General features: G+C 35.5%; 20 protein-coding genes. 7 read left to right on the top strand and 13 right to left on the bottom strand.

What is annotated here, in order from left to right; all coding sequences use genetic code 11:
* Positions 1 to 470, top strand: a 470-nt coding sequence (locus BBH99_RS19855) for an aminomethyltransferase beta-barrel domain-containing protein (protein WP_317041505.1), incomplete at its 5' end; no start/stop codon positions are given.
* Positions 471 to 708: 238 nt separating this feature from the next.
* Positions 709 to 885, top strand: coding sequence for a hypothetical protein (locus tag BBH99_RS22575; RefSeq protein WP_165601967.1), 177 nt, complete (start codon positions 709 to 711; stop codon positions 883 to 885).
* A 33-nt stretch (positions 886 to 918) separates the two neighbouring features.
* Here BBH99_RS22575 and BBH99_RS19850 read toward each other — a convergent pair whose 3' ends face one another.
* Both BBH99_RS19850 and BBH99_RS19845 read right to left on the bottom strand, forming a co-directional pair.
* The gene (locus BBH99_RS19850; RefSeq protein WP_066699878.1) at positions 919 to 1,314 is read right to left on the bottom strand and encodes a hypothetical protein; all 396 of its coding nucleotides are present in this window, start codon (positions 1,312 to 1,314) and stop codon (positions 919 to 921) included.
* A 28-nt stretch (positions 1,315 to 1,342) separates the two neighbouring features.
* Positions 1,343 to 2,098, bottom strand: a complete 756-nt coding sequence (locus BBH99_RS19845; RefSeq protein WP_228390855.1) for a glycine-rich domain-containing protein — start codon at positions 2,096 to 2,098, stop codon at positions 1,343 to 1,345.
* 87 nt (positions 2,099 to 2,185) lie between these two features.
* Here BBH99_RS19845 and BBH99_RS19840 point away from each other — a divergent pair, with 87 nt between their 5' ends.
* The 3 genes from BBH99_RS19840 to BBH99_RS19830 all read left to right on the top strand — a co-directional run bounded on the left by BBH99_RS19840 (position 2,186) and on the right by BBH99_RS19830 (position 4,836).
* Positions 2,186 to 3,082, top strand: coding sequence for a hypothetical protein (locus BBH99_RS19840; RefSeq protein ID WP_066699871.1), 897 nt, complete (start codon positions 2,186 to 2,188; stop codon positions 3,080 to 3,082).
* Positions 3,083 to 3,243: 161 nt separating this feature from the next.
* Entirely contained in the window at positions 3,244 to 3,447 is a 204-nt protein-coding gene (locus BBH99_RS19835; RefSeq protein WP_066699870.1) for a hypothetical protein, read from the top strand.
* A 162-nt stretch (positions 3,448 to 3,609) separates the two neighbouring features.
* Positions 3,610 to 4,836 carry a DUF6051 family protein gene (locus BBH99_RS19830; RefSeq protein WP_066699869.1) on the top strand — a complete coding sequence of 409 codons (1,227 nt, stop codon included), beginning with the start codon at positions 3,610 to 3,612 and terminating at the stop codon, positions 4,834 to 4,836.
* 129 nt (positions 4,837 to 4,965) lie between these two features.
* Here the strand turns inward: BBH99_RS19830 and BBH99_RS19825 are convergent, their stop codons facing one another.
* From BBH99_RS19825 to BBH99_RS19800, 6 genes are all read right to left on the bottom strand, one after another.
* A complete protein-coding gene (locus tag BBH99_RS19825) occupies positions 4,966 to 5,709 on the bottom strand; it encodes a LytR/AlgR family response regulator transcription factor (protein ID WP_083188887.1) in 744 nt (247 codons plus the stop codon).
* A 57-nt stretch (positions 5,710 to 5,766) separates the two neighbouring features.
* Positions 5,767 to 6,039 carry a 2TM domain-containing protein gene (locus BBH99_RS19820; protein WP_066699865.1) on the bottom strand — a complete coding sequence of 91 codons (273 nt, stop codon included), beginning with the start codon at positions 6,037 to 6,039 and terminating at the stop codon, positions 5,767 to 5,769.
* 21 nt (positions 6,040 to 6,060) lie between these two features.
* Positions 6,061 to 6,351, bottom strand: coding sequence for a 2TM domain-containing protein (locus tag BBH99_RS19815; protein ID WP_066699864.1), 291 nt, complete (start codon positions 6,349 to 6,351; stop codon positions 6,061 to 6,063).
* 293 nt (positions 6,352 to 6,644) lie between these two features.
* Positions 6,645 to 7,142 carry a methyltransferase family protein gene (locus BBH99_RS19810; protein ID WP_228390854.1) on the bottom strand — a complete coding sequence of 166 codons (498 nt, stop codon included), beginning with the start codon at positions 7,140 to 7,142 and terminating at the stop codon, positions 6,645 to 6,647.
* Positions 7,143 to 7,311: 169 nt separating this feature from the next.
* On the bottom strand, positions 7,312 to 7,620 hold the full coding sequence (locus tag BBH99_RS19805; RefSeq protein WP_066699860.1) for a 2TM domain-containing protein: 309 nt from the start codon (positions 7,618 to 7,620) through the stop codon (positions 7,312 to 7,314).
* Positions 7,607 to 8,938, bottom strand: a complete 1,332-nt coding sequence (locus tag BBH99_RS19800; protein ID WP_066699858.1) for a 2TM domain-containing protein — start codon at positions 8,936 to 8,938, stop codon at positions 7,607 to 7,609. The genes BBH99_RS19805 and BBH99_RS19800 overlap by 14 nt, the downstream gene beginning before the upstream one ends.
* 306 nt (positions 8,939 to 9,244) lie before the next feature.
* Between BBH99_RS19800 and BBH99_RS22570 the strand changes: the two genes are divergently transcribed.
* Entirely contained in the window at positions 9,245 to 9,406 is a 162-nt protein-coding gene (locus BBH99_RS22570) for a hypothetical protein (RefSeq protein ID WP_165601966.1), read from the top strand.
* Positions 9,407 to 9,443: 37 nt separating this feature from the next.
* Complete coding sequence (locus tag BBH99_RS22565; protein WP_165601965.1) at positions 9,444 to 9,617, top strand: hypothetical protein; 174 nt, start codon at positions 9,444 to 9,446, stop codon at positions 9,615 to 9,617.
* A gap of 119 nt (positions 9,618 to 9,736) precedes the next feature.
* On the opposite strand, the gene BBH99_RS19795 is transcribed toward BBH99_RS22565, so the two are convergent.
* The 5 genes from BBH99_RS19795 to BBH99_RS19775 form a co-directional block, all read right to left on the bottom strand.
* Positions 9,737 to 10,393: a hypothetical protein gene (locus BBH99_RS19795; protein WP_066699855.1), complete on the bottom strand. Its 657-nt coding sequence runs from the start codon at positions 10,391 to 10,393 to the stop codon at positions 9,737 to 9,739.
* Positions 10,394 to 10,441: 48 nt separating this feature from the next.
* Positions 10,442 to 12,688: a TonB-dependent receptor gene (locus BBH99_RS19790; protein WP_066699853.1), complete on the bottom strand. Its 2,247-nt coding sequence runs from the start codon at positions 12,686 to 12,688 to the stop codon at positions 10,442 to 10,444.
* A gap of 247 nt (positions 12,689 to 12,935) precedes the next feature.
* Positions 12,936 to 13,838 (bottom strand): AraC family transcriptional regulator, encoded by a 903-nt coding sequence (locus BBH99_RS19785; protein ID WP_066699851.1) that lies wholly within the window; start codon positions 13,836 to 13,838, stop codon positions 12,936 to 12,938.
* A 276-nt stretch (positions 13,839 to 14,114) separates the two neighbouring features.
* Positions 14,115 to 15,329 carry a TCR/Tet family MFS transporter gene (locus tag BBH99_RS19780; RefSeq protein WP_066699880.1) on the bottom strand — a complete coding sequence of 405 codons (1,215 nt, stop codon included), beginning with the start codon at positions 15,327 to 15,329 and terminating at the stop codon, positions 14,115 to 14,117.
* A 40-nt stretch (positions 15,330 to 15,369) separates the two neighbouring features.
* On the bottom strand, positions 15,370 to 16,092 hold the full coding sequence (locus BBH99_RS19775) for a thioesterase II family protein (RefSeq protein WP_066699849.1): 723 nt from the start codon (positions 16,090 to 16,092) through the stop codon (positions 15,370 to 15,372).
* Positions 16,093 to 16,150: the final 58 nt, after the last annotated feature.

Raw genomic sequence — 16,150 nt, 5'->3', positions numbered from 1 at the left:
CTACTAAGGAAGAAGAATTAAGTTTCTTATCAAGAAAAATCAATTATAAAAAAGCTGACGGAAAAGTAATTGGAAAGCATCAAGGTGCCCAATTTTTCACGATCGGACAAAGTAAAGGATTAGGAATAGGCGGCCATAAAGAAAGCTGCTTCATTGTCTCCAGAGATATGGAGAATAATATTCTTTTTGTTGGAGAAGGCAGTCATTTCCCGGGACTTTATAAAAAAGCTCTTAAAATAGACAATACTGAACTGCACTGGGTTCGTGAGGATATGAGACTTCAAAATGGAGAATCTATGGAGGTAATGGCCAGATTCAGATACAGACAGCCTTTACAGAAAGCCACTCTTTATCAGTTTGAAGATGCTTTTTATGTTGAGTTTGAAGAACCACAATCCGCAATTGCTGAAGGGCAGTTTGCATCATGGTATATTGATGAAGAGCTGATTGGAAGCGGTGTGATTTCGTAAGAGATCCGAGGTATTGGGATGCATGTTTCGAGATACGTGAGGCCGATGGCAGAATTTAGAAATGGTTGTTCATTAAACTAGAAGTCAGACAATATTAAGAATTATATTTAATGATATTATAAAGCCCGAAGCAACTTTTGTTTCGGGTTTGTTTTTCAGAAAGAAATAATCTTAGAAAAATTTGTAACGTATTCAGAGTTGTCATACTTACTGGGTAAATAACAATAAAAATATCATTATGAAAACTTCTACAAGAAATCAGTATGCCTATGCCAACAATATATTAGTTGCTTTGGTATCTGCTGTTTTTGGCTACAATCTTTATCAGGCAGTTATACATCCGGCTGAATCTAATATTGGCCTAAGTCTTATTCTGGTGGTTCTTACCTCTTTTATGGTCAGAAAATACGGTTAGTAAAAGATAAGGAAATCAATTAATCACAATATCTTATATAAAGCCCGAATCATTATGTTTCGGGTTTGCTTTTTTCAATTGCTTAGGTTTATCATTAGCTACCCAGCTCATCAACAAAAATGCAATAATTAATTCCGCAATTAATATCATGGTTAAGAAACCAACTGGCTTTCCTAACGTAATTCCCCGAATCCATTTGATGATTCCCAAAGCCCCAATACCCATTAGAAAATAAAACGTTGTCTGTGAAATCTTTTCCCCTAGCAATTTTACAATAAAAATGAAGAGGTAAAATCCAAGTATCAGAATCAAATAGAATTTCAGGAAATCCGGTCCTTTCAATGTAATAGGGCTGATTGTATTACATTCAACAACAAGCCATATAAAGCTTATTACAATTGGTATAGAATGAATGATTAGCTTTTTCATGATTCATTTTTATTTAGTTTATTCATTTTTATCCGCCACAACCTCCGCAGCCACCACAACCTCCTCCGCAGCCACCGCCACAACTACTTCCACTACTGCAGCTGCTCCCCCCACAACTGGAGCCGGAATTGCCATCATTTTTATCTTGAATTTCTTTAATCTGCTTAATGAAAGCGATGATGGCTCCAAAAACCATAATTCCTGCAAATGAAAGGAATATGGATCCGATAGTAACGATCACTTCTCCCAGGCAGGAACTTAGCATTAAGATTAAAAACAGAAATGGAATCAGTTTCCATATGCTCCATTTTCCTTTTGTCTTCCCGGCAGTGTTTCCGTTCATCCAGATCTCCTGAGGAGCTTCAGACTGGAAAACATCTTTATAGCTTTTCAATGTGTCTGTAAACCAATTCTGATGTTTAAGCTTTTCATTTCCGCCTCCTTTTGAAGGATGATGATGCAAGGCTCTTTTTAAAATATTCGGACAGAATTCTTCCCAGTAATTCTGGGTGTAAATTAAGTGCATATGCCACACTTTATCTACCACTTCACTTGGAGAAGCTCCTTTAGGAAGGATACAGCAGAGGTAGACAAATTTTTTATATTCTTCTATGGCTTTTCTGGTGAATTCCAGGCTCCAGTTCTCTTCTTTTGCCAGTTTTTTTGAAAAAGGGAACTCCGCATCGGAAGCATCTAATGAAAATCCTTGGATTCTGTCCCAAAGGGTTTCGTCTTTTAAGATCATTTTTGTTTCCATTGTTTTATCTTTTGTTTTTCTACTCAAATATCAATGGATTTTACAATATAAAAGTCTTCCGAAAATCTTATTTAGTTTGATAAAAATCTTAAATTAGTCTTATAAAATCAGAATATGAAAAAAGAAGATATCCTGCATTTAGAAAAACTGATGAACTTTCTGGGTTCTCACTTTTTAAAGAAAAATCATTGGGAAGATGTTACCAAAACTGAATGGTCATACATCTGTGCTGAACTGAATGAGCTTATCACCGCTGAGCATTTAGAAAAGGGAATAAAGAAAGCTCCTGATCTTCTGGGAACCAATTACCTTTATGAACACCTGATTATCAACAAGCTTAAAAAATTTCATCAGAATGAAAAAGCCATCTTAAGCCGCCCTAATCTTGCCAAATTAAGTCTGATTGTTAAAGTGTTAGGCTATTCCAATTATATTGATTTTATCAATTCCAATACGGAATCTTTCAACTTTAATGATCTTAAAATTGATATGAATAATGTGAGCCAAAATACGACTCTTTTAGACCGTCTTGTGGGTTGTTGGTATTCCTATAACAGAAACCTTCCGGAAAACCCGACACAGGCCAGGGAAGAAAGGATCTGGCGTTCTGCCATGGAAATTTACAAATCTGAAACTACTGGTGAGTATTTCATAGAAAGAAGCGGCGGAGATCACCACAAGTATTTTGGAAAGGTAACAGCCTATTCGGATTATGTATTTATCATTATGAACAGTAATACTTTTATCCGGCAAAGACATTTTATATCCAGAATAAAAGACAGTAAGGAAAAGCTTAAAAATCCGGATTATAAGCTTGCTGAACTTCATTTTATCAGCACCTGTATCAGTTTCAACCAGGAACCTATCGCCTTATTTGAGATTTTCAGGAAAGCCGATCGAAAAAACTTTATTTCAGATTCTATCAGTTTTCCTATTGACAGTGATGAGATCCCGGAATCTATTCTTAAACAGCTTGAGGATACTGAGTCTAACAGGATTGATTACAGGTAGATGGGATAAGAGATACGGGATTCGGGGTGCGAGGTTTGAGGCTTGAGGTTTGAGGTACCGGGTACGAGGTATGAAATGTATTTAAATATTTTTAAAAATTTTTCTGTAACGTATTTCGAAATGTCATACTTACTGGGTAAATAACAATAAAAAATATCATTATGAAAATTTCTACATCCAATCAGTACACCTCTGCCAACAGTGTTTTAATCTTTATTGTTTCTATACTTTTAGGGTATAATATTTACCAGGCGATCTGCCACCCGGAAAAATCAGACCTTTTCATCTGCATTATTCTTGTAGCACTTACTTCAGTAACAGTTCAGAAATACGGAACCAAAGCTGATCAGAAGAAGAAAATATAAACATCAACAATCTATTCATCATATCTGCCCGAAACAAAATTGTTTCGGGTTTATTTTTATGGATCTTATGCCTGGAATACTTTTATCCTTTAAAAATCAACATCTTACTGAAATAATTCTATAACTTAATTGTTCTAAATATGAACCCTCAATGATTTTGCTATGGAATATTATGAATTGTATGAAGCTTTGAAAAGTCATTTTGATTCCAGAAAAGAAATTATGGAAATCAGAGATTTGAATGTAACCATTGAGTCTATCCCTTTTGAATCCAGGGTTTCTGATCTGCTTTATGGCTCTATTAACCTTGATTGTCCTCATCACCATCAGTCTCTAAAAGTTAATAAAAATTCATATTTGATTTATAACCAACCTTCTGTAGACATTAAGGATTTTGATATTGAATGCAATAAAAAGTTTGAATATCATATCGTAAAAAGAGGTGATGTAAAAACAGCTGATGGCTGTATTATCTTTTTTCATGGACTTAATGAAAAGAAGTGGGACAAGTATCTTCCATGGGCTTATGAGATTGCTCAGAAAACCCGTAAAGCAGTCATGTTATTTCCGATAGCCTTTCATATGGATCGTGCCGAAGCCATTTGGAGTGATCGTCATCAAATGACGGAAATTGTAAAGTTCAGAAAGGAAAAATATCCGGAAAACACCTATTTTTCTTATGTAAATGCTGCAACAAGTTCCAGGCTGGAAGCCCATCCGCAAAGGGTTTTCTGGTCGGGTCTGCAAACCTATTCGGATATCATTGAAGTAGTGAAGGAAATTAAAGGAAACAGGATTAAAGGTATTGCTCCTGATTCAAGTCTGGATCTTTTTGGATATTCAATAGGCTCATTCCTTTCTATGATGATTAAAATGGCTGATCCACGTGGCTTTTTCACTCAGTCTAAAGTTTTTTGCTTTTGTGGTGGTATGACCATTGATCGGATGTTTCCGATTTCCAAATACATTATGGATTCTCAGGCTACGATTAAAATGCAATCTGTTTTTACAGAATTATTAAGTTCTGACTTTAAATTTGACCACAGATTGAAACATTATCAGGATGATGAGCTGCATCCACAGGAAAGCTGGTTCAAAAGAATGCTCAGATACAATTATTTCCAAAAGGAAAGAGAAGAACGGATTCATGAAATTCAGTCTCAGATAAAAGCTTATGTATTGGAAAAAGATAACATTGCTCCGCCTATAGAGGCTTTAAATACTTTACAGGGAGGTTACAGAAACATCAATGTAGAGGTTGAAATAAGGGATTTTCCTTTTGATTATTCTCACATGGTTCCTTTTCCACTGACGCATAAGCATAAGACCGAAATAACGGAAGCCTTTCATCAATTTACCCAATCGGCCTGCGATTTTTATGCTCGGTAATCAAAGCGAGAAAATGGAAAGAAGTAGCCTGAAAAGGAGTAAAATAAGGTCCACAATTATGTTTTTTGAGGTTTAAGTTTCAGGATACGGGATACGAGGTCCCCGCTTCGGGTTCCGAAAAACCATCATTTAGCTTACAAGCCAATCTTTGAAATCTTTGACACGATCCCGGCTTACCGTAATTTCTTCCTGGGGCTGAAACTCAAGATCTACTTTGTAATAAGGTGAAGTGTGAATGTTTTTGATATAATCAGAATTGATGATAAACTGTCTGTTTACACGGAAAAACTTTTTTTCGTCCAGAACGTCTGCCAGTTCATCCAACGTAAAATCTGATGGATAAGAACGTTCATCGGTTTGAAGATATACGATCTTATTCTCACTGAAAAAGCAGCTTATTTCCTGTGTCTGAACAATTTTAAGGTTATACCCTATTTTCACCAAAACCCTTGAAAGAATAGATTTTTCTTTTCTTATCAGCTGCTTGATCTCCTGCGATCCCATGTCATTACCGGAAGGCAGAAAAGACTTGAATTTCTCAATAGCTCCTGAAAGATCTTCTTCAAGAATTGGTTTTAATAGGTAATCTATACTATTTAATTTAAAAGCTTTTAGCGTATATTGATCGAAGGCTGTTGTATAAATAATAAAGCCTTTGGTAGGAGCTTTTTCGAAGATATCAAATGATAGTCCGTCACCCAGAACGATGTCTGAAAAGATCAGCTGCGGATGTTCATTTTCAGAAAACCAGGCTATTCCTTCTTCTACGGATTCTATTTTAGCAACCACCTCAATATCAGTAAAGTTACTCAACATTCTCTCTAATTTCCTTGAAGCAGGTTTTTCATCTTCAATAATAACAGTCTTAATCATTGAGCTCGTAGTTTTAGTTTTAAAATTGAAAAATAAAATTAGACAAAATAATCAGATTTAAAAATCTATTGTTTTTTTATTTTTCCCTGCTTCTTTTTCAATCATTTCTTTTTCCCATTCATCATTGAAAATAAACAGAGAAATAGCTTTTATTCCAAGAATTAAGGCCCAAATAGCTAAAAATAAATGTCCACCCAATATTCGGTAATGCAATTCATCATTAAACCAATCATTCCCGAGAATAATTACTGATATGATTCCAAACCACATCAGGTTTTTATAGAACTTTTTCAACTGCTGAACTCTGTTGGATGCACTGTTATAATCCATGGTATATTATTTTTTAAATTATTATAATGTTTTTATCTTTCCTTTTTCTTCTTCCATCAGTTCTTTGATCTTCTTCTCTTCCCAGCTTTTTCCTATTCCGAATACATTTACAGCATGGAATATGATCCCTATTCCCCATCCAAACATTGGCCAAAAGAACCATAAATGGCCAGGGGCAGTCATAAGGTTCAGAAAGGCTAAGAAAGGAATTACAATGCAGTAAGAAGTAAGGTTTCCGTAGAATTCTTTTAATTCTTTTACTCTTTTAGATGCTCTTTGGTAAGCAGTTGTTTCTTTATTAAAAGTTTCCATATTTTTTATTTTTAAAGGTTAATTTGTCTTTTTCTTGAATCAAAGGTATGGCGGAAAAGCGCCTTAAATCAATTTTATATAACCGAACGGTAGATTATGCTTCCCGAGTGGTAAAAAATACAGATGAAATGAATTTTTATTGATTTTGAAACCATCATTACTTTGAATCCTGATTGCTGGAAAAATACAAGGGCGCAAAGGAATAAAAAAGAATGAGGGTTTAAGGCGTAAGAAAATCAAAGATTTTCCGGTAATTGATAGCTATTTAAAGCGGTTTATATGTGTGAGGAAATTTAATAGATAAACGGGATGAGTTTTTTTGTTGTTTTTCTGTATTGAATGTATTCTTCTCCAAATTGTTCTACAAGAGCCTGTTCTTCAATTTTAATTCTGTAGGCAAAGGCTAAAAACGGAGGTACAAAGGCAAAAATAAGTGACAGCCAGTTATTGAGGTACAATCCAAGTCCCAATGAGGTAAGCAGGGAAAAAGCATAAGACGGATGTCTCAAATACTTATAGAAGCCTTCTTTTTTAATTTTGTGATCTTCTTTAATGGTAACATCCACTGTAAAGTATTTTCCCAGGGATCTGATAATGATAAACCTGAAAATGATGCCCATAATAATAAACGTCTCACCCAAATACATGATCCAGCTTTTATGGGTAATGGGTAAAGTTGATAGATTGGAAATGGTAACTGCTGCTGCAATGGAAAAAGGAATAGCCAGCCATAGAATATTAAGGGTAGATTTATCCTTTCCTTTCTTATCATCTTTACCGGATTTCAGCATGTTTTTATAAAGAAACTCACTGAGAAACCACACAATCATGGATATTATGTACAGAATTTGTAAAGCTGTCATTTTAATTGATATTTAAAAGGTTTTAGTCGAAAATCAAAGAAGATAAAGGAGTTTAATAGCCTTTTTGGATAAAAGCAGTCTTTAAACGGACTTATTACTACAAATCTTTTTTCTCTTTTTCCATCAATTCCCGGATCTTTTTTTCTTCCCAATTCTGCAGGTAGCCGTTTTTTGACAGGAAAACGGTTGCTGCATGAGCCAATAGCCCAATGCCCCAGAATGTGAGTGTAAAGAAGTTTTTGAACTGGAAATAGCTTTCACCAGGCTTTAAATGGCTATAATTGTAAAAAACAATCATTACATTCACAGCAATATAGACAAATAAATGGGCATAAAAACCTCTTAATTTTTCAACATATCTTTTGGCTTTCTGATACTGAATATCATTTTCATCAAATCTTTCCATTGTTATTATTTTTTTGATTGTTCATAATTTCACGAATCTTCTTTTCCTGCCAGGATTCTCCAATTCCGAAAACCTGGAAGGCATGAGAAGCAACTCCAATTCCCCATCCGAATACGGGAAACCAAAACCAATGGAATGAGTTTTTGGTAAAAAGGTTAATAAAGACAAGAAAGGGAATTACAATACAGTAAGAAATGAGATTAATATAAAAATCCTTGATCTCCTTCATTCTCTTCTGAGCTTTCTTATAGGCTTTAAGCTCATCATCCGGCTTTTCACTGACAATATTAGGTTTACTCACTAACATCGGAAGTTTTACTTTAAAATAATCTTCAGATTTTTCAATGAAAACATTTCTTTTTGTAAGCAGAGAATAGCGCTGCACAATATTAGCCAATCCAATTCCTGAGCTTTCTTTGATCTGCTCTCTTACCTGTAAATTATTTTCAATACACAGGATATCGTCTTCTGAAAATATTCTGATCACCAATGGTTTTGATGATGTGGCAAAATTATGTTTGATACAGTTTTCCAACAGAAGCTGTAAAGACAATGGCACGACAAACTTCCTATAATCTTCCTTTTTAACGTCAAAAATAAAATCAACACTGTCTTCAAACCTTGTTTTTAATAGGTCACAATAGGTTTTGGCAAATTCTATTTCATCTTCCACCGTTACCAGCTCTTTATCTTTTTGTTCAAGTACATAACGGTAAATCTTTGACATTGAAGCGGTAAACTTCTGTGCCTGGTTGGGATTCTCATCAATCAATGAGCTTAGAACATTTAAAGAATTAAAAAGAAAATGGGGATCCAGCTGGTTTTTTAAACTTTCAAACTGTGCATTGGCTGACTTGGCGATGAGCTTCTGCTCTACGACTTCTTTTCTTGAAGTTTTCTTCAGTTCCAGCATAAAGCTTTTAGCATGAAGAAAAGCAGAAATAAGTAAAGCAATATTGATGGTAAACCAATTAGCAAGATTATATTTTCCGGAAAAATATTCTTCTGTAGTAGCCGCTTTCTGAATCAATACAAAATTGATGTAATTGCAGAAATAAACCAAGATAATGTTAACAATAATAACAGAGATAATACTTATTACAGCTCTTTTGGATGTTTCTTCAGACCAGGGAAACTTTTTGTTGAGAAAGCTGTTCAACAGCCCGTTTCCACCACCTAATACAACGGTATACAGCAATGAAATAAGTATGGTTAATCCAAAGTTTTCCAGGTTCCTCTCTTCTGTAAAGGCAAAAAAGAAAAACATAGAGACAATGAATGAGAGCCAAAACATGGTTATAATATCCTTCCGTTTCATGATAAGTTTTCTTGATTCAAAAATAGCTTTTATTAAAGGTATCAAAAATTATTTCTTACTGAGGGGTTGGTTTTTATTACTGAATGGTATAGGGATATAAGATTGAATTGAATTTCCTTTAGCAGGGCTAATACAAAATTAACAATTCATCACCAAAACAACATATTCTAAAAACTATTCATTAAAAAACAAACATTTTAATGAAAACAATTTTGCTAATTACAATATTTATCCTAATTTAGAGAAATAACAAACAGCGTTATCCGAAAAGCTTAAAGAGTAGGAATTATCAAAAAACAAATTAAAATGAAAAAACAAATTAAGTTCAAAGCGTTAAAAAAATTGACAAGAGACGAGCAAAAGAGAATTGGAGGTGGTTCACTTCCAAAAGACCCGTTTGAGGATGACGGATGCGGATGGAATATGTGCAGAAATCAGTTTGGAAGATGTTCTGTATTTGCGTGTTAATATTTAATTTATTACAGTTAAATACATCAAACTAAACATGAAAAAACAAATTAAATTAAAAGGGTTAAAACACCTTTCCAGAAACGAACAAAAGAATATTTCAGGTGGAGATACAATTCCAAGAGAACCAGGAAATGACGACGGCTGTGCATGGAATATGTGCAGAAGCAAAGCCGGTTACTGTACAAAAGACTGGAGTCTGTGTGAATAAACTCAGCCTTGAAGATAAAAACTTTGAAAGAGTACCAAACACAGGTACTCTTTCTTTTTATATCCAAAATGCGATTAGGCAACATAAAAAAACCCTTCACAGTGTGAAAGGTTTTGTGGTTATTTCTTTTCTGCAGGTAAGCTTAAGAAGTATTCTGCTTCTGCTCTTCCCCAATTCGGATCTAAAGCAGTTTTAGGTTTGTAAGCATTAAATTTTGCGAGTGCATCTTTAAACATTTCTATTCCTTTACTTTTGCTTCCTCCGTACTGTTCGGGAGTAAAATAAGTGTCTTCTGCTTTGATAAGGGCAATTCTCGGATTGGCAGGATCTAATTTTTCTGCTCTGCCAAGTTCTTCAGAAGCTCTTGCTCCATCAGTCATAAAACGTTGTTGCGGATTCACCATCATTCTAAGAGAATAGGCCATTTTTCTCAGCAAATGAATTTCTGCATTGTCTGCTCCGGCAAGATTCTGAGCTGTTCCCAGATATTTTTCAGCCTGGGCTGCTACCCCATCCAAATCCTGCATATTTCCATTTCTCATCATTATTCTTCCTTTTTGGATCTGAGAGAATGCTGCATAATATGGAGGAAGCCACTGTGAGCTTTCCTTACTTCCTATTCTCTGAAAATCGTTAGACAAGGTCTGAAAATCTTCCGGGGTTTTGCAGGTTTCAATTTTCGCTACCTTTTCAGTCATTATTTTTTCGTAATCTGTCTGTGCAAAAGCTATTAAGCTCATTAAAACTAAAGCAAAACTTAAAATGTATTTTTTCATGATATCAAATTTTAAAAGTTAGTTTGTTATTTATCCGAAGTTATGTTTTTATAAGTTATTATTAATAGCATCCTCTGTTTTATCTATTCCAAAGCTTATGAAAGCTCCTATAAAAACAAAGGTATTGACTGGCGGAACTACAGCAGAACTTCTTGACCCGTTGGCTGAAAAGTTATATCCGTATACATTTTTAGATCCCAGAACATTGGAAATGCTTAATACAAATACAGGAAATGCTTTTGCCTCTTTTTTTCCAATAGCAGGAAGATAATTAAAGCTGATATTCAAAGCGTTATAATCCTTCAACTTCCCTTCATTTCTTGTATAATTGAATGCTTCTCCGTTTTTGATTTCCGTAGCAATATCATAATAAGGACGGCCTTTAGCATACGTATAAGATAGATTTACGCCTAATTTCCATTCCGGAATGAATCTTTTGACCACTGCAGAAAGGGTATGTTCTGCTGCAAAACCGGGTTTCAAGCTTGCCGGATAATTGATAAAGTCTCTTTTTGAATCCAGAAAGGAATAGGTTAACCAGTAATCTATATTTTTAAATGTTTTTTTATTGTCTCTCCAGAACAACTCCACTCCTTTTGCATAGCCGTAACCGTTATTATTCAATGCTGTCTGCACCTGCTGGTTCTGTTCTTTTCCGGGAAGAATATTAAATGTTTTGATAAGCTGGTCGTATTTTTTATAAAAAGCCTCAAAACGAAGGCTCCTTCCTTCAGAACTTCTTTGAAGCTGAAAAATGTAGTGTTGCGATTTTTGAAAATCCAAATTTGCAGGTCCATTGATGTATTTACTTTCCGGGTTCTGATAAAAGATCCCATACGCTACGTTGGCAGTCCATTGATCTGCGAGACGGTAAGCCAGTGCAAAACGCGGTGCTATATTACTTTTGCCCAGATAAGATGAGTTTTCGGCTCTCAATCCGATCTTTGCAGACAATGCATTGCTGAATCCAAGGTCTGTTTCTATGAAGGCTGAGGAAATCAAATCTTTATAATTCTTCTGAATATTTTCAAAGTTCAGGTTTTCATCGGCATTATTCAGTTCAAAGCCACCTCTTAAAGCGCTGATCTTATTAATTTTTCTTTCAAGAACTGTTTTAAAATTAATATAATTTCCATCATTCAGTAATCTGCTATTACCATTTTCCACTCCACTGGTTTCTTTAGAAAAGTTTAGATCTGACTGGTTATAGGAATAAGAACCACTTACATTGAGGAGATATTTTCCAAATTTTTGTCTGAAAGACAGATTGTGATAGGTTGTTTTTCCTTTTAATCTTACCAATCCGAACTCATATTCAGGCTCCAGGCTTTCTGTTTCCACACCCATTTTGTTAGAGTTATACATTCCGTAATATTTAAAAAAGCCTCCCGACTTTGTTTTGAATCTAAAGTTAAAATCACTGTTGAATCCCTGGGGAGCATCTATAAAATTGGTATTAAAATTAAAAACCCTCGTCATCAGACTTAAAAGAGAATATCCGGCTGAAGCCCCAAAGGAATAATTTTTCTGAGCTCCTAATTTTTGAAATCCGGCATCTAAAAAGATGGGAGAAACACCAAAATTATAAGAGCTTTGATCCGGCAGATCTACACTTTCCAGCATCAATACTCCTGAAAGTGCTTGTCCATACAATGCAGAATATCCACCACTTGAAAATATATTGCCTTTAAAAAGAGAAGTATTAAATTGATCTCTTCCTGCAATTCCGGGTACAGAATTAGAAAAATAGTTATTGATGAGACTTCCATCCATAAAGATTTTAGATTCAGCCCCTGTTCCTCCCCTTATAAAAAGTCCTCCGGACTCGCCTACTTTCTGAACACCTGGCAAATAGTTTAAAGCTGAAGATATCTGTCCATCAGACCCGGCTGTAGTATAAATATCAATGGGACTCAATAAAGCAGTTGCTCTTTTCCGATCGCTGGCTTCAATGGAACCGGCAGAAACCACTACCGCATCAATTTCACTGATCTGTTCTTTAAGATCTGCATTAATGATAATATTTTGATTTTCAATATTTACTGTTTTTTCAACCTCTTCATATTTGGGATGGGCAAAGGTGATCTGATGACTTCCTTTTTCTGATGTTTCAAATGAAAAGTTACCCTGAACATCAGTAGTAGCGCCATCATAAGTATTTTTCAATGTGACGTTTACTTCGCTTACCCCTTTGTTTTTAAAGGTTACTCTACCTGAGATCTTTACCTGAGAATATCCCAGGGTAAAAGCAATCAGTGCTATCAGAAGAAATATTTTATGTCCTTGTGTTTTCATGATTATTAATTTCTGGATCAAAAATAATACGATAAATGCCCTTCGGTAAAAAAATTATTACTGAAGGGCATACTTTTGTAACTGAATGGTAAAAAGCTGGAAGCTGGGAAAAAGGATGCTGGAAGTTACTTTTAGTTATAGTTACTGATATTCACTCCTTAATCAATTGGTTTTAAATAAAAGATCTTATTCTTGATGACCTTCATGACTTCCATCTCCCAGCTTCATGCTTCCTTCCTGAATTTAATTACTGGATCGGGAGGCAGAAATCCACGATCATTTTTCCTTCCGGGTGTTCTTTAAAATTAGAATGATAAATCTCAAACGGGAAGGTTCTTCTTGTAGAATAGTTGTGTTCATTCATCCATAAAAACAATGAGACCCAGCATTGCTCAAAATCGTTGAGCGTAACTTCACCGCTTCCCACAATATATTTTCCGGCTTCTATGGTTTCTGAAAACACTTCTCCTGCTGGTTCTTCCAGCTTTTCATCCAGCAGCATACAGGCATGAATTCTTACCTTATCGGGAGGTGTTACTTTAAAGCTGTCATGATATACAGAGATCATTTTTATATCTTCTTTGGGAAAGAGATGTTTCTTTTTCGCCCAGTCTATCAATACATTATAAGAAGGTTCTACTCCGGCAATACCAAGACTCATTACTGCTGCCAGGTTCATCTCCGGCATTTCTTTTATTTCGATTTTTAAATTCATTGTTGTCCAATTTAATAGGTTTTCAATAGTGCAAATGTATTGGCTGAAAACCGTATCAATTTGTCCGTTCTTGCTTTGTACTTGTAAAATCTTGTGGAATGCCTCGGGAGCTGCTTTACGAAATTCTGACGGTGCTAATCCATAGTATTTTTTAAAGGTTTTACTGAAAACGGAAGGATTTGAAAAACCAAGATCCAGGTAGATCTCCTTCATCTCCATATTTTTATGTACCGCCAGAAGAAAAGCACTTTTTTCTATTTTTCTTCTGATAATATAATTCTGGAGGGTTTCTCCTGTGACAAGCTTGAATATTCTGTGAAAATGAAACGGCGAATAGGCACTGATCTCTGCTATTTTTTCCAGTGAGAGATCAGCGTCAAGATTTGTATCAATGTATTGTATCGTTTTTACAATCCGTTTTTTGTATTCTTCCAAGGTTAAAGATGTAGGATCACAAAAGTATTGATTCTGAGATTATTTCATTTGTCTATTATTGCTAAATAATATTACTTTATAATTATTATAAACACAAAGCTTTACTTTGGTTGCTATTTATTTTTAGGGAGCAAAGAATAGAATCAACTTCGTTGATTTGATGAAGTGTAAGTTTTTTTCAGAATTACACATGGTTTATTTGCAAGCATTAAAACCTAACAGGTCTTTGAGACCTGTTAGGTTTATAAATTTAACCAGACAATATAAATTTCTGTTTTAATTGTTTTTTTTCATAGCGACATATATACAAAGGCTGCCAATAGCGGCTAAAACAGCTCCCAGAACAAATGGAGCTCCACTGTAAAAAATGGGTGATTGGGGAGAGGTAAAATAAGCAAATATCCAGGTCATCAGCAATGGTCCTACAATAGAGGATAAACTGAGAATACTGGTGAGCCCGCCCTGAAGCAGCCCCTGCTTATTATCAGGAATTTTAGCAGAAATCATAGCCTGCAATATGGGAGAAGCCATTCCTCCAAGGGCATACATTGCTATTACCATAAACATCATCCATCCTTTGCTAGCTACCCCGAATAATAGCATACTTACACAAAAGAAAGCCAGAAAAATGATTGCTGATTTCTTCTGTCCCAGTTTATTGATAAAGAGGCCAATTAATCCGCCCTGAAAAACGACCGTCAACAGTCCCAGAAGCCCCATTGAATACCCTATCATATCTTCTTTCCATTTAAACTTATCCATTACATAAACACTCCAGGAACTTTGTACGGAATGTCCGGCCAATGCGATAAGAATAAAGGCTACAATAAATGCAGGGGCTAATATCTCCTTATTTAAGCTCCTCATGACTCCAATTGGATTAGCTGTTTTCCAGGAAAACGGGCGGCGTTTATCTTTGGATAATGATTCCGGAAGGGCAAAAAATCCATAAATGAGATTCAGTAAGCTTAATCCGGCAGCGGCATAAAACGGAATTCTTTCTCCATATTGCCCAAGGACACCTCCTATGATCGGGCCAATAATCATCCCTATTCCGGCCACAGCGCTCATCATTCCGAAATATTGTCCTCTTTTTTCAGGAGTACTGATATCTGAGATATAAGCTGCTGCTGTTGTCATACTGGATCCCATAATTCCATTGATAACTCTTCCTACAAACAGCCAGGCAATGTCAGGAGCCAATGCCAGAATGAGATAATCTACTCCAAGCCCCAATAATGAACATAATAGGACCGGCCTTCGACCATACCGATCGCTTAAACCTCCCAAAACAGGGGCAAACAGAAACTGCATTAAAGCATATACGGAGATGAACCATCCGATGTATTGAGCCGTAACACTTATATTATCTGTATTGGAGAGTTTTGTAATCAGCGTTGGCAGTACAGGTATAATGATTCCTATTCCGATGATATCAATCAGAACGGTAATATAGATAAAGATTAATGCGTGTTCTTTTTTTCCAGGCATAAATAAGGTTTTGTTTTGTGAATGAATAGGATCTTTTTTATCATTTGGCCATAGCTGCATTCATCAGATTTCTGATAACCTGTGACAGATAATTGAAATTCTGATTGATGAAGAAATGGTTTCCATTAACAATTTGGCATTCACATGTTGCTTCTGTATAGTTCGCCCAGTTTCTTATATTCAGGGCATATTTTTCACTTTTCCCCATGACGGCATAAATGGATGTCTGTATTTTTATATTGGGTGTCTGGTTGTTTTTATTCTCCAGAAGCCCGAAATCTCCTCTCAGTAAAGGCTCGAAGAAGTCTAATAATTCTTCATACTGCATCACCTCATCGGAAATCCCACCTAGTTTTCTTACTTCTGCGAAGAATTCTGTTTTAGGAAGGTCTGCAATAGGCGGAGTATCTTTTATTCCCGGGCCCGGATATCCTGTGGCAACAAAATATACAGGGGCATCGTTCTCTTTTTCCATTGCATGGCAGATTTCAAAGCCTAATATGGCTCCCATGCTGTGGCCGTAGATCAAATAAGGAACATCTTTCTTCCGGGTCCGTTTTATCTGTTTCAATACGTCTGCTATGGCCTCCTGTTTATCTTTCAAAGGAGGTTCTGACATTCGGTCTCCTCTTCCCGGAAGTTCCGGAGTTTCTATCTGAAACTGTGATTGTAACTCTTCTATTAAAGGGCGAAAAGAGTTTCTGTCTCCGCCGGCATAGTGTAATAAAAATATCTGTGGTTTGGATGATCTTTCGTTGTTCATAGGTTTTTCTTTTCTTTTTTACGTGAAAGCATGGGAGACTTTAATCTCCCATGGCTTT

The sequence above is a fragment of the Chryseobacterium contaminans genome (assembly GCF_001684955.1).
Taxonomy (GTDB): domain Bacteria; phylum Bacteroidota; class Bacteroidia; order Flavobacteriales; family Weeksellaceae; genus Chryseobacterium; species Chryseobacterium contaminans.
This window is presented reverse-complemented; position numbering and strand designations above follow the sequence as displayed.